The sequence below is a fragment of the Paenirhizobium selenitireducens ATCC BAA-1503 genome (assembly GCF_000518785.1).
GTDB classification, from domain to species: Bacteria; Pseudomonadota; Alphaproteobacteria; order Rhizobiales; family Rhizobiaceae; genus Allorhizobium; species Allorhizobium selenitireducens.
The window spans coordinates 653252-667106 of record NZ_JAEG01000001.1 but is presented as its reverse complement, the minus strand read 5'-3'; the positions used below and the strand labels follow the sequence as shown (position 1 = coordinate 667106).

At 64.4% G+C, this 13855-nt stretch carries 10 protein-coding genes; all 10 read left to right on the top strand.

The window, feature by feature from the left end; all coding sequences use genetic code 11:
• The first annotated feature begins 74 nt into the window (after positions 1 to 74).
• On the top strand, positions 75 to 1001 hold the full coding sequence (locus L867_RS0103290; RefSeq protein WP_028735555.1) for a D-alanine--D-alanine ligase: 927 nt from the start codon (positions 75 to 77) through the stop codon (positions 999 to 1001).
• Between the two features lie 20 nt (positions 1002 to 1021).
• Positions 1022 to 1921 carry a cell division protein FtsQ/DivIB gene (locus L867_RS0103285; protein ID WP_028735554.1) on the top strand — a complete coding sequence of 300 codons (900 nt, stop codon included), beginning with the start codon at positions 1022 to 1024 and terminating at the stop codon, positions 1919 to 1921.
• Positions 1918 to 3249 (top strand): cell division protein FtsA, encoded by a 1332-nt coding sequence (ftsA, locus tag L867_RS0103280; RefSeq protein ID WP_028735553.1) that lies wholly within the window; start codon positions 1918 to 1920, stop codon positions 3247 to 3249. The genes L867_RS0103285 and ftsA overlap by 4 nt, the downstream gene beginning before the upstream one ends.
• Positions 3250 to 3346: 97 nt before the next feature.
• Entirely contained in the window at positions 3347 to 5110 is a 1764-nt protein-coding gene (gene ftsZ / locus L867_RS0103275; RefSeq protein ID WP_028735552.1) for a cell division protein FtsZ, read from the top strand.
• Between the two features lie 283 nt (positions 5111 to 5393).
• Positions 5394 to 6350, top strand: a complete 957-nt coding sequence (gene lpxC / locus L867_RS0103270) for a UDP-3-O-acyl-N-acetylglucosamine deacetylase (RefSeq protein ID WP_028735551.1) — start codon at positions 5394 to 5396, stop codon at positions 6348 to 6350.
• Positions 6351 to 6652: 302 nt separating this feature from the next.
• The gene (locus tag L867_RS0103265; RefSeq protein ID WP_408605949.1) at positions 6653 to 7462 is read left to right on the top strand and encodes an outer membrane protein assembly factor BamD; all 810 of its coding nucleotides are present in this window, start codon (positions 6653 to 6655) and stop codon (positions 7460 to 7462) included.
• Between the two features lie 32 nt (positions 7463 to 7494).
• Positions 7495 to 9168, top strand: coding sequence for a DNA repair protein RecN (recN, locus tag L867_RS0103260; protein WP_028735549.1), 1674 nt, complete (start codon positions 7495 to 7497; stop codon positions 9166 to 9168).
• Between the two features lie 62 nt (positions 9169 to 9230).
• Entirely contained in the window at positions 9231 to 10679 is a 1449-nt protein-coding gene (gene cls, locus L867_RS0103255) for a cardiolipin synthase (RefSeq protein ID WP_028735548.1), read from the top strand.
• A 115-nt stretch (positions 10680 to 10794) separates the two neighbouring features.
• Entirely contained in the window at positions 10795 to 11610 is an 816-nt protein-coding gene (locus L867_RS0103245) for an endonuclease/exonuclease/phosphatase family protein (protein ID WP_028735547.1), read from the top strand.
• Between the two features lie 82 nt (positions 11611 to 11692).
• Positions 11693 to 13852 (top strand): NAD-dependent DNA ligase LigA, encoded by a 2160-nt coding sequence (gene ligA, locus L867_RS0103240; protein WP_028735546.1) that lies wholly within the window; start codon positions 11693 to 11695, stop codon positions 13850 to 13852.
• The last annotated feature ends 3 nt before the right edge of the window (positions 13853 to 13855 follow it).

Sequence of the window (13855 nt, the reverse complement as noted above, 5' to 3'; positions counted from 1 at the left end):
AGGACAGGGCCTTTAGCGATGACTTCATCGCCGCCCGATGTCCGACAGTTGGTCTGCGATTTGCGGGGGCGTTGATGAGTGGCAAGCATGTAGCCGTCCTGATGGGTGGTCTTTCTTCCGAGCGGCCGGTGTCGCTGTCCTCGGGGAATGCCTGTGCTGCTGCCCTGGAAGCCGAAGGCTATCGCGTCACGCGCATCGACGTCGACCGCAATATCGGCCAGGTGCTCGCTAACCTTCGTCCGGACGTGGCCTTCAATGCGTTGCATGGCCCCTTCGGCGAGGACGGCACGATCCAGGGCGTGCTCGAATATCTCCAGATCCCCTACACGCATTCCGGCGTGCTCGCTTCAGCGCTCGCCATGGACAAGGGGCAGGCGAAGATCGTCGCCGCTCATGCCGGTGTCCCGGTCGCCGAGGCAAAAGTGATGTCGCGCTTCGATATCGGCAACGAACATCCGATCGCGCCCCCTTATGTCGTCAAGCCGGTCCGTGAAGGGTCGAGCTTCGGCGTCGTCATTGTCCGCGAAGATGCGTCGCATCCGCCGCAGTCGCTGGGTTCCAGCGAGTGGCGCTATGGCGACCGCGTCATGGTCGAGCATTACGTCGCCGGCCGCGAGCTCACCTGCGGCGTCATGGGCGACAAGGCGCTTGGCGTCATCGAGATCGTGCCGCAGGGGCATGGCTTCTATGACTATGATTCCAAATATGTTGCGGGCGGGTCCCGTCACGTACTTCCTGCGGAAATTTCACCGAAAATTTACCAAAAAATACAATCATTGGCCCTCATGGCACACCAGGCGGTCGGGTGTCGCGGAGTGAGTCGCTCGGACTTCCGTTACGACGATCGTTTCTCCGAGGATGGCGAGCTGATCTGGCTGGAGATTAATACCCAGCCCGGCATGACCCCGACCTCGCTGGTGCCGGAAATGGCGGCACATGCCGGTCTTGGTTTTGGTGAGTTTCTTCGGTGGATGGTGGAGGACGCGTCTTGTTTGCGGTGAACGGCGATAGATCTGCGGATATGGGTGGGCGCTACGGCGTGGCCTCCGTTTCTGCCGGCGAGGGGCGTGTCCTGCCTCGGCCGATGCGCCGCGTCGTGCGCTTCGTCGTGAGCCTCTGCTCCGGCCGCATCGCCATTCCAGCTCATGCCGGCAAGGTTTCCCTGGTTGGGTTCTATTCCGCCGTTGCGCTCTACGGCATCGTCGTCGGCGGTCATGGTCCGGCAGTCGTTCAAGCTGTCACCACCGGCGCCGGTTTCGCCGTCGAGGACGTGCGCGTCTCCGGCAATGAGCACACATCCGAAATCGACATCCTTCAGCTGCTTGGTCTCGACGGCTCGACCAGTCTGCTCGGTCTCGACATCGCCTCGGCCCGTGCGGCGCTTTCCGATCTGCCCTGGGTCGAATCGGCCGAGGTTCGCAAGATCTATCCGCGCGCCGTCGAAGTCGTCCTGCGCGAGCGTCAGGCCTACGGCATCTGGCAGCACGGCACCGAGCTTTCGCTGATCGAGAAGTCCGGCAGCGTAATTGCTCCGCTGCGCGACAACAAGTTTGCCTCCCTGCCGCTGTTCGTCGGACGCGACGCCGAGACGGCCGCTGCCGCCGTCGAAGGCGAGTTTTCCAAGTTCCCGGAGATCGCCTCGCGGGTGAAAGCCTTCGTGCGCGTCGCCGGTCGCCGCTGGGACATCCATCTCGACAACGGCGTTGTCGTGAAGCTGCCGGAAGACGATATCGGCGTGGCGCTGGCCAAGCTGTCGCGCCTGGACGCCGAACAGCGTCTGCTGGAGCGCGACATCGCTGCGGTCGACCTTCGCCTTCCCGATCGCACCACCATCCAGCTGACGCCGGGTGCGCAGGAGCGCCGTCTGGTTGCCGTCGAAGAGCGGCGCAAGATGCTGAAGAAGGCGGGGCTGAGCATATGAGTTTGTTCGGAAGCTCCCATTTCGGTCTGCCCCGCATGAAGCCGCTTTCGTCGAAGCGGGCGCACGTGGTCTCGGTGCTCGATATCGGCTCGACCAAGGTCGTGTGCATGATCGGCCGGCTGACGCCCCGCAAGGAAAGCTCGGTTCTGCCGGGCCGTACCCACAATGTCGAGATCATCGGCATCGGCCACCAGCGTTCGCGCGGCGTGAAGTGCGGCGTGATTTCCGATCTTGATGCGGTCGAGAGCGTCGTCCGCCTAGCTGTCGATGCGGCCGAGCGCATGGCGGGTCTGACCGTCGAGAGCCTGATCGTCAACGTGTCCGCCGGCCGTATCGGTTCCGACGTCTACACCGCGACCATCGATCTCGGTGGCCAGGAAGTCGAATCGGGCGACCTGAAGAAGGTTCTCGTCGCCGCCGGCCAGCAGTCCCAGGGCAATGACCGGGCCGTGCTGCACTCGTTGCCGACGGGCTTCTCGCTCGACGGCGAGCGCGGCATCCGCGATCCGCTCGGCATGTACGGCGACGTCCTCGGTGTCGACATGCATGTGGTGACCGCCGAGCGGGCAGCGCTGCGCAATCTCGAACTCTGCATCAACCGTGCGCACCTGACCGTCGAGGGCGTGGTCGCCACCCCTTACGCCAGCGGCCTTGCTGCCCTGGTTGACGACGAGGTCGAACTCGGCTGTGCGGCGATCGACATGGGCGGCGGCATGACGACGATCTCGGTCTTTGCCGAAGGCAAGCTCATTCACACCGACGCCATCAGCATCGGCGGTCACCATGTGACCACCGACCTGGCGCGCGGCCTGTCGACCCGCATCGAAGACGCCGAGCGCCTGAAGGTGGTCCATGGTTCGGCTCTGGCCAACGGCGCCGACGAACGCGACGTGGTTTCCGTTCCGCCGATCGGCGAGGACGACCGTGACCAGCCGCTGCAGGTGCCCAAGGCATTGCTGACGCGCATTATTCGCGCTCGCATCGAAGAGACTCTTGAACTGTTGCGCGATCGGATTCAGAAGTCGGGCTTCTCGCCCGTGGTCGGCAAGCGAGTCGTCCTCACGGGCGGCGCCAGCCAGCTGACCGGCATGCCGGAGGCGGCTCGCCGCATTCTGGCCCGCAACGTGCGAATCGGGCGCCCCATGGGTGTCGCTGGCCTGCCGGCCGCGGCCAAGGGGCCCGCTTTTTCGACCGCAGTCGGATTGATGATTTATCCGCAGGTCGCCGATCAGGAAACCCATGCCGGGCAGGGCGGTCTGTTCTCCCCCTTCGGCAACGGAAACAGCCGGATAGCCCGCATGGGCCAATGGCTGAAGGAAAGTTTTTGAGTTCAGTCCAGGTCGGTCTCGCGGGACCGGTCGGGGCGAAAAGTTAAGATGAAATGGCCGGCGTGGCGCTGCGGCCGGAGAAAGAAGGAAGTCTGAAATGACCATCAAGCTGCAAAAGCCAGATATCACCGAGCTGAAGCCTCGGATCACCGTGTTCGGCGTCGGCGGCGGCGGCGGCAACGCTGTCAACAACATGATCACCGCCGGCCTCCAGGGCGTCGACTTCGTCGTCGCCAACACGGATGCCCAGGCGTTGACCATGACCAAGGCCGAGCGAATCATTCAGCTCGGCGTCAGCGTCACCGAAGGCCTCGGCGCCGGCTCGCAGCCGGAAGTCGGCCGCGCTGCCGCTGAAGAATGCATCGACGAGATCATCGATCACCTGAACGGCACCCACATGTGCTTCGTCACCGCCGGCATGGGCGGCGGCACCGGCACCGGTGCGGCACCCGTCGTTGCCCAGGCCGCCCGCAACAAGGGCATCCTGACCGTCGGCGTCGTCACCAAGCCGTTCCACTTCGAAGGCGCTCGCCGCATGCGTCTGGCCGAAGCCGGGATCGAGGAACTGCAGAAGTCTGTCGATACGCTGATCGTCATCCCGAACCAGAACCTGTTCCGCATTGCCAATGACAAGACGACCTTCGCGGACGCCTTTGCCATGGCCGACCAGGTGCTCTATTCGGGCGTCGCCTGCATCACCGACCTGATGGTCAAGGAAGGCCTGATCAACCTCGACTTCGCGGACGTTCGCTCCGTGATGCGCGAAATGGGCCGTGCGATGATGGGGACCGGCGAGGCTTCGGGCCAGGGCCGCGCAATGCAGGCTGCGGAAGCCGCCATTGCCAACCCGCTGCTCGACGAAACCTCGATGAAGGGCGCACAGGGCCTGTTGATCTCGATCACCGGCGGTCGCGACATGACCCTGTTCGAAGTCGACGAGGCTGCCACCCGCATCCGCGAAGAAGTCGATCCGGATGCCAACATCATCCTCGGCGCGACCTTCGACGAAGCGCTTGAAGGCCTGATCCGCGTGTCCGTCGTTGCCACCGGCATCGATCGTGCAGCCAATGCGATGGCCGGCCGCGATGCCGCTCCGATGGCAAAGCCCCTTATCCGTCCTTCGGCGGCCGTTGCTTCGGCTCCGGCCGCAGTTCAGCCTGCAATGGCGCAGGCACCCAAGACCATCGACCCGGTGGCAGAAACCATCCGTTCGGCCGAAGCTGAAATGGAACGTGAACTGGAAATCGCCATCGCGCGTCAGGCTGCTATCGCACCGCAGCCGGCCGCCGAGCCGGAATTCCGTCCGCAGAGCCGGCTGTTCGCCACGCCTGCGGCTGCCGAAGCACAGCCCGCCGTCCGCATGGCGGTCGAGCCGGTTGCCGCTCCTGCTCCGGTGATGAGCCGTCCGGCTCCGGCCATGCACGTCGCACCGGAAATGCAGGCTCCGCTTGCTCCGGCGCCGGTTCGCCACGAGCCGGTTGCTCCGGCAGTCCGCCAGACCGTCGATCAGGTCCGCATGCCGAAGGTGGAAGATTTTCCGCCGGTGCTGCGTGCCGAAATCGATCACCGCGCCCAGACGGCAGCTCCGGCCGCCCAGGACGAACGCGGTCCGATGGGTCTCCTGAAGCGGATCACCAACTCGCTTGGCCGCCATCAGGACGAAGAACCCGCCGTCGACATGACCGCCTCTGCTCCGGCCACGGCCGCTCCGCAGCGTCGCGCTCTTTCGCCGGAAGCCAGCCTCTATGCGCCGCGTCGCGGCCAGCTTGACGACCAGGGTCGCGCCACGCCCCCGTCGCGTTCGAGCCACGAGGACGACCAGCTGGAAATCCCGGCCTTCCTTCGCCGCCAATCCAACTGATCGAGCGCTTTCAGTGATCAAGGGCCCGGGTCTCACGACCCGGGCCCTTTGTGTTTCACACGTGCCAAACTGATCCGTTTTGCCCTTTGTTTTCAATCGTATGGTTTCGTTACAATGCGAAAGAAACAGTGATTTGGCACGACGCGGGCCTGTCCGTATGTATGGGATCGGAAATGGGCATGGACGGCAGCGGCCGATGATTCCCCGATCCGGAAATGACAAGAGCAGCCGCAACATCCGAGCCCCGAGGGCCGGGCGGGCTGCACCGCTAAAGGCAATTTTCATGGCAATCGCATTGCTCGGCTTCCAGACCACTATCGCAGCTCCCCTCAGCCTGACGGGTATCGGCGTCCATTCGGGGCGCCAGGTGACCCTCAACATGCTGCCGGCCGAGGCCGGCACGGGTATCGTGTTCGTTCGTACCTACGACGATGGCAGTTCGGTCGAGTTCAAGGCGGTTTCCTCTCAGGTCGGCAATACGGATCTCTGCACCGTTCTCGGCTTTTCTCCGGCCCGCTCCATCGCCACCATCGAGCATGTCATGGCGGCGATCTATGCGCTCGGCCTCGACAACCTCGTGATGGAGGTCGACGGCGCCGAGATGCCGATCATGGACGGCAGCTCGGAAGTATTCATCGATGCGGTCGAGCAGGTCGGCATCGTCAATCTCGGCGTCAAGCGCCGCTATATCCGCGTGACCAAGCCGGTACGCATCGAGTCCGGCGCCTCCTGGGCGGAATTCCGTCCCTATGACGGCACGCGCTTCGAGGTCGAGATCGACTTCGAAAGCCCGCTGATCGGCCGCCAGAAATGGGCCGGCGACCTCACCGCCGCCACCTTCAAGAACGAACTGTCGCGGGCTCGTACCTTCGGCTTCATGCGCGATGTGGAGCGCCTGTGGGCGGCCGGATTCGCGCTCGGGTCGTCGCTGGAGAATTCCGTCGTCATCTCCGACGACAATACGGTCATCAACGTCGAGGGCCTGCGTTACGAGAAGGACGAGTTCGTCCGCCACAAGACGCTCGACGCCGTTGGCGACCTGGCGCTTGCTGGTGCGCAGTTCATCGGCTGCTACCGCTCCTATCGCGGCGGCCACAAGCTCAATGCCAATGCGCTCAAGGCGCTCCTGGAAAACCGCGATGCCTACGAGGTCGTCGAGGCCCCGGCGCGCAGCCTCCAGGCGCGGGCGCGCGAATTCGTCGCGGTCAACGTGCCGGAATTCGCACCCTGGTCGGCCTGACCTTCAAATTACCTCCAGACTGGGGCCGGGGTATCTATCCTCGGCCCTTTTTTATGCCGGGACGAATTGCTGCGCGTTTGCCCGGCGCAGCGGAGCTTGAACCATTTCCGGGCTTTCCTGTCGGCCCGCCACAAAAATGCGTTAAATCGCCATCATTGCGTTGCTCTCATACTGCTTTTATGGCTAGAAACGCGTGTTGAAAGCGACTGTTTTCTAGCGGCGCTGCAATCGGGAACTGTCGAATGAGTCATGTAGGGTCGGTCGTTGTGAATAAAGCCGCGCGTATAGCCAGTATATGTGTGATGATGACGGTATCCGGCGCGCTGCTTGCCGCCTGCCAGTCCGATCCCGATATCGACATCACCAAGCTCGGCATCGAAACCGACCCGCCGGAAGCGCTCTACAATCAGGGCCTGGCCAACATCAAGGCCGGCAACATCGTCGAAGCGTCGCGCAAGTTCGATGCCATCGATGCCCAGCATCCGTTCTCCGAATGGTCGCAGAAGGCGCTGGTGATGAGTACCTTCACCAAATATCGCCAGGCGCGCTATACCGATGCTGTCGCAGCCGGCAACCGTTATCTCAACCTTTATCCCCGTTCGGACGATTCCGCCTACGTGCAGTATCTCGTCGGCCTTTCGTACTGGAAGCAGATCACCAGCGTCACGCAGGACCAGAAGCCTTCTCTGCAGACGATCGACGCCATGCAGAAGGTGGTCGATAACTATCCGGACTCCGAATACATCGACGACGCCCAGGCCAAGATCCGTTTCGCCCGCGACCAGCTGGCCGGCAAGGAAATGCAGATCGGCCGCTACTATCTGGAACGCAAGGAATACCTTGCGTCGATCTCGCGCTTCCGCGTCGTGGTCGAGAAGTATCCGAACACCAACCAGATTGAGGAAGCGCTGGCGCGCCTGGTCGAGGCCTACTTCGCCATGGGCGTGGTGACGGAAGCGCAGACCGCGGCCGCCGTGCTTGGCCATAACTATCCCGACAGCCAGTGGTATGCCGATTCCTACAAGCTCCTGAAGTCCGGCGGCCTTGAGCCCCGCGAGAATTCCGGTTCGTGGATCGCAAGGGCCGGCAAGAAGATTCTTGTCGGGAGCTGACCCTTCCTTCCTAGACGCGAGATGAGTGTTCCATGCTGGTCCAGCTGTCGATCCGCGATATCGTACTGATCGAGCGGTTGGATCTTGCCTTCGAGGCCGGACTGTCCGTCCTGACGGGCGAAACCGGCGCCGGCAAGTCCATCCTGCTTGACAGCCTGTCGCTGGCGCTTGGCGGGCGCGGCGACGGCTCGCTCGTTCGCCATGGCGAGGACAAGGGGCAGGTGACGGCGGTTTTCGACGTCGCCATGGGCCATCCGGCTCGTACCATCCTGCGCGGCAATGGCGTGGATGACGACGGCGACCTGATCTTCCGCCGCGTCCAGTCGACCGACGGCCGCACCCGCGCCTATATCAACGACCAGCCGGTCTCCGTGCAACTGATGCGTCAGGCGGGCCAATTGCTCGTCGAGATCCACGGCCAGCACGACGACCGGGCGCTCGTCGACACCGATGCCCACCGCATGCTGCTCGACGCCTTTGCCGGCCTCTCCGACGAGGCAGTCAGCCTCGGCGAGAGCTATCGCCGCTGGCGGGACGCCGACCGGGTGCTGAAAGCCCATCGCGCCCGCGTCGAGGCCGCCGCCCGCGAGGCGGATTATCTTCGGGCTTCGGTCGAGGAGCTGGAAAAGCTCTCGCCGCGTGACGGCGAAGAGGACGAACTCGCCGAACGCCGGGCTGTGATGCAGAAGTCGGAACGGATTGCCGGCGACATCGCCGAGGCGTCCGAATTCCTCAACGGCCATGCCTCGCCCGTGCCGCTGATCGCCTCGCTGGTCCGCCGGCTGGAGCGCAAGAGCCACGAGGCGCCGGGCCTTCTCGAGGATACGGTGCAACTGCTCGACAGTGCGCTCGACAATCTCTCCAATGCGCAGATGGAAGTCGAGGCGGCACTTCGGCGCACCGAATTCGATCCGAACGAGCTGGAGCGGGTCGAAGAGCGGTTGTTTGGCTTGCGCGCCGCGGGCCGCAAATATTCCGTGCCGGTGACCGGTCTTCCGGCGCTCGCCGAGAAGATGATTGCCGATCTTGCAGAGCTCGACGCCGGCGAGGAGAAGCTGGGTTCGCTGGAGGCCGGCGTGATCGAGGCGAAGGCACATTACGACCACCTGGCCGGGGCTCTGTCGACGAAACGCCGCAATGCGGCCTCTGCGCTGTCCGAGGCGGTCATGGCCGAGCTGCCGGCGCTGAAGCTGGAGCGCGCGCGCTTCATGGTCGAGGTGACGAGCGATCCGGACGCTGCGACGGCCGAGGGCATCGACACCGTGGAATTCCACGTCCAGACCAATCCCGGCACGCGTCCGGGGCCGATCATGAAGGTCGCCTCCGGCGGCGAGCTGTCACGCTTCCTTTTGGCGCTGAAGGTGGCGCTCGCCGATCGCGGTTCGGCGCCCACCCTGGTGTTCGACGAAATCGACACAGGCGTCGGCGGTGCCGTCGCCGATGCGATCGGCCAGCGCCTCAAGCGGCTGTCGGCCAAGGTGCAGGTCCTCTCCGTCACCCACGCTCCGCAGGTCGCGGCCCGCGCTGCCACCCATCTCCTGATTTCCAAGGGACCGACAGGCGAGGGCGGCGAGAAGATCGCCACCCGCGTCGCCACCATGGAGCCGGAACACCGGCGTGAGGAGATCGCCCGCATGCTCGCCGGCGCCTCCGTCACCGACGAGGCGAGGGCGGCCGCCGCGCGTCTTCTGGCCGGAGAAAACTGAGCCGACGGACCTTTGGTGCGGCGATTGCATTCAAGGCCGAAACCTGTTTCCCTCGGTGCACGATGTTCGAAGTCCTGTCTTCCTATTGGCCGCATATCCTCGCCGTCCTGTCGATCGCCATGGGCGCGGTGGCCGCTATCCATGCGGCGATGACCAAGCGCGAGGTCCGCTCGGCCCTGGGATGGGTCGGCGTCATCCTGCTGTCGCCGCTGCTCGGCGCGCTGATCTATGCCGTGGTCGGCGTCAACCGCATCCGTCGCAAGTCGCTGATTTCGCGCCGCGCGCTGCATCTCGACGAGTTGTGGCGGACGCTTTCGCACTACGGCGTGTCGCGCGAGGCGGTGGAGACCCGCTTCGGCAGCCGCATGGCGGGGCTGAAGACGCTCGGCGACCGCGTCGCCAAGCACGCGCTTTCCTCCGGCAACCGGATCGACATGCTGTCCTCTGGCGCCGAGACCTATGCCGCCTTCTGCGAGGCAATCGACGCCGCCGAGCGCAGCGTCATCCTGGAGACCTACATCTTCGACCGCGACGCCGCGGGGCTTCGGGTGGCAGACCGGCTGATCGCTGCCCACCGGCGCGGCGTGGCGGTTCGCGTGCTGATCGACGCGGTGGGTGCCCGCTACAGCGTGCCGAGCATCATCGGCTATCTCACCGATGCAGGCGTCGCGGTTGCCACCTTCAACGGCAAGGTCATCATGGGGCTTCGGCTGCCCTATGCCAATCTGCGCACCCACCGCAAGATCCTGGTGGCCGATGGCGCTGTCGCCTTCCTCGGCGGCATGAACATCCGCTCCGCCTTCGAGGGCGACGAGGCGGCGCGCGACACGCATTTCCGCCTGACCGGCCCGGTGGTCGCCGACATCTTCGCCGTGGCGGCCGAGGACTGGCATTTCGAGACGGGCGAAATTCTCACCGGGGCCGACTGGGGTGTGGCGCCCTTCGCCGCCGAGCCCGGCACGCCGAGCTTCGTGCGCACTGTCGTCTCCGGACCCGACACCAATCTCGAAACCAACCAGAAAATGATGATGGGCGCCTTCTCCGTCGCGGAGAAGTCGATCCGCATCATGTCGCCGTATTTCCTGCCCGACAATATTCTGCTGGGCGCGCTCGCAACCGCGGCGCGGCGCGGGGTGACCGTCGACATCGTCATCCCGGCGCAGAACAATCTCGCGATCGTCAGCCATGCCATGGCCGCCCAATTCGACCAGATTCTCAAGGACGGAAGCCGGATCTTTCGCGCCGGGGGGCAATTTGATCATTCGAAGCTGATGACCGTCGACGGGCAATGGTCCTTCGTCGGCTCGTCCAATCTCGATTCGCGTTCGCTCAGGCTCAATTTCGAGATTGACCTGGAGGTCTTCGATACCGCCTTTGCCGCGACGATCGAAGCGCGCATCGACGCCTCGCTCGAAGGGGCCGAACCCGTCACGCAGGAGGAACTGCGCCGGCGCCCGTTCGTTTACCGTCTGTTCGACCGTGTCCTCTGGCTCGGTTCGCCCTATCTGTGATGGAGATCTGTCTTGTCGAAATCCTGTCGTCATTCCCGATCGGGCGTGGTTTCTCCCTCTTCGAGCCCTATGCTTGGGACCGGTTCGGCAACGGCGCAGTGCGCATGGAAGTGAAATGACGAAGACCAAAAACAATCTGGCTTCCGCAGTCATCGCCTCGATCAAGAACCGGTCCAATCGCATCCACAATCCGTTGACGCGGGACGCGCGCGACGGCTCCATGCTGGTCGCCTCGTACAATGTCCATAAATGCGTCGGCACCGACGGCCGCTTCGATCCGGAGCGGATCATCGAGGTCATCCGCGAGATGGACCCGGACGTGATCGCCCTGCAGGAGGCCGACCAGCGATTCGGCGAGCGGTCCGGCCTGCTCGACCTGCCGAGGCTTCGGCTGGAGACCGGGCTGATGCCGGTGCCGGTGCTGCACAAGCCGAAATCCCATGGCTGGCGCGGCAATGTGCTGCTGTTCAAGGAGGGCGTGGTGCGCGACGTGCACCAGGTGGCCCTGCCGGGGCTCGAGCCGCGTGGCGCGCTGGTCGCCGAAATCGATCTCGAGGCGCGTGAAGGACTGCGAATCATCGCTGCTCATCTCGGTCTGCTGCGCTGGGCCCGCCGCCAGCAGGCGGATACCATACTCGACATCATCGGCCGGCGCGAAGACCGACCAACCCTCCTGATGGGCGATTTCAACGAATGGCGGCTCGGCCCCGGATCGGCGCTCACCCGCCTCGAATCGGTGTTCGGCCCGCTGCCCACCCCGATCCCCAGCTATCCGGCCCGCATGCCGGTGCTCTCGCTCGACCGAATCATGGCCAACCGCGCCGACCTGATCGCCGAAATGGCGGTGCATGACACGCCGCTCGCCCGCAAGGCCTCCGATCACCTGCCGCTTCTGGCACGGATCGATCTCTGCGCCGGCAGTCTTGGCTGATCAATCCGTCCGGATGCAGGCCTGAGGTTTTTCATCCGGAGAAATTCGGCTAAGACCGTCGAGTCAATTTCGGAGCTGGGCAATGGCAGAGCAGATGATCGCGGTCGAGGACCTGAACGAGGAGCAGGCGAGGGCCGAGCTTGCGCGGCTGGCCGAGGAGATCGCCCGCCATGATGCGCTCTATCACGGCAAGGACCGGCCGGAGATCTCTGATGCCGACTACGACGCGCTGAAGCGCCGCAACGACGCGATCGAGGCGCGTTTCCCGGCCCTCATCCGCCCCGACAGCCCGTCCATACGCGTCGGCGCCGCCCCTTCGGTGACCTTCGCCCAGGTCGTCCATGCCCGCCCGATGCTTTCGCTCGACAATACCTTTTCCGACGAGGACGTCGCCGATTTCGTCGCTTCGGTCTATCGCTTCCTCGGACGCCTGCCGGACGATTCGATCGCCTTTACCGCCGAGCCGAAGATCGACGGGCTTTCCATGTCGATCCGCTACGAGAACGGCCGGCTCGTCACGGCCGCGACGCGTGGTGACGGTACGACCGGCGAAAACGTCACCGCCAATATCCTGACCATTCAGGAGATCCCGCGGCAGCTGCCGGCGGGTGCGCCGGCCGTGGTCGAGGTGCGCGGCGAAGTTTACATGGCGAAAAGCGCCTTCCTGGCGCTCAACGCCCAGATGGAGGCCGAAGGCAAGCCGCTTTACGTCAATCCGCGCAACACCGCGTCCGGCTCGCTGCGCCAGCTCGATCCGAAGGTAACGGCCAGCCGCAAGCTGAAATTCTTCGCCTATGCCTGGGGCGAGATGTCCGACATGCCGGCCGACACGCAGATGGGCATGGTGGAGAAATTCCGCGAATGGGGTTTCCCGGTCAATCCGCTGATGAAGCGGCTCACCTCGACCGCCGAAGTGCTCGACCACTATCGCCAGATCGGCCTGATGCGCGCCGATCTCGACTACGACATCGACGGTGTCGTCTACAAGGTCGACCGGCTCGACCTGCAGGAACGCCTCGGCTTCCGCTCCCGTAGCCCACGCTGGGCGACCGCCCACAAGTTCCCGGCCGAGCAGGCCTTTACCACCGTCGAGGCGATCGACATCCAGGTTGGCCGCACCGGGGCGCTAACCCCCGTGGCACGGCTCGAGCCGATCACGGTGGGCGGCGTGGTGGTGACCAATGCGACGCTGCACAATGCCGATTACATCCAGGGAATCGGCAATTCCGGCGAGCGTATCCGGCCCGACGATCACGACATCCGGGTCGGCGACACGGTCATCGTCCAGCGGGCCGGCGACGTCATTCCGCAGGTGCTCGACGTGGTGCTGGAAAAGCGCCCGGCGGATGCCGTGCCTTATGCTTTTCCGACCAAGTGCCCGGTCTGCGGCAGCCATGCCGTGCGGGAAATGAACGAGAAGACCGGCAAGTTCGATTCCGTCACGCGCTGCACCGGCGGCTTCGTCTGCTCGGCGCAGGCCAAGGAACACATCAAGCATTTTGTCTCGCGCAACGCCTTCGACATCGAGGGGCTGGGCACCAAGCAGGTCGACTTCTTCTTCGAGGCCGAGGATCCGGCGATCCAGATCCGCACCGCACCCGACATCTTCACCCTGAAGCGCCGGCAGGAGGCCTCGCCGCTGGTCAAGCTCGAGAATATCGAGGGTTTTGGCCGCGTCAGCGTTCGAAAGCTGTTCGACGCCATCGACGCACGCCGCGAAATCGCCCTGCACAGGCTGATCTTCGCGCTCGGCATTCGCCATGTCGGCGAGACCACGGCCAAGCTCCTGGCGCGCTCCTATGGCTCCTACGGCGCCTTTGCCGAGGCGATGAAGGCGGCCGCGCCGATGTTCGGCGATGCCTGGAACGAACTCAACGCCATCGACGGCATCGGCGAGGTGGTCGCTGCCTCGATCGTCGAGTTCTTCAAGGAGCCGCGCAATCTCGAAGTGGTCGACAGGCTGCTTCAGGAGATTACGCCGATCGACGCCGAGGCGCCGGTCGTAAGCGGTAGCCCGGTCGCCGGCAAGACCGTGGTCTTCACCGGCTCTCTGGAAAAATTCACCCGCGACGAAGCGAAGGCGAGGGCCGAGAGCCTCGGCGCCAAGGTCGCCGGATCGGTGTCGAAGAAGACCGACTACGTGGTCGCGGGCGCGGACGCCGGTTCCAAGCTGACCAAGGCCCAGGAACTCGGGGTTTCGGTCCTCACCGAGGACGAGTGGCTGACGCTGATCGGCGGGTGAGGG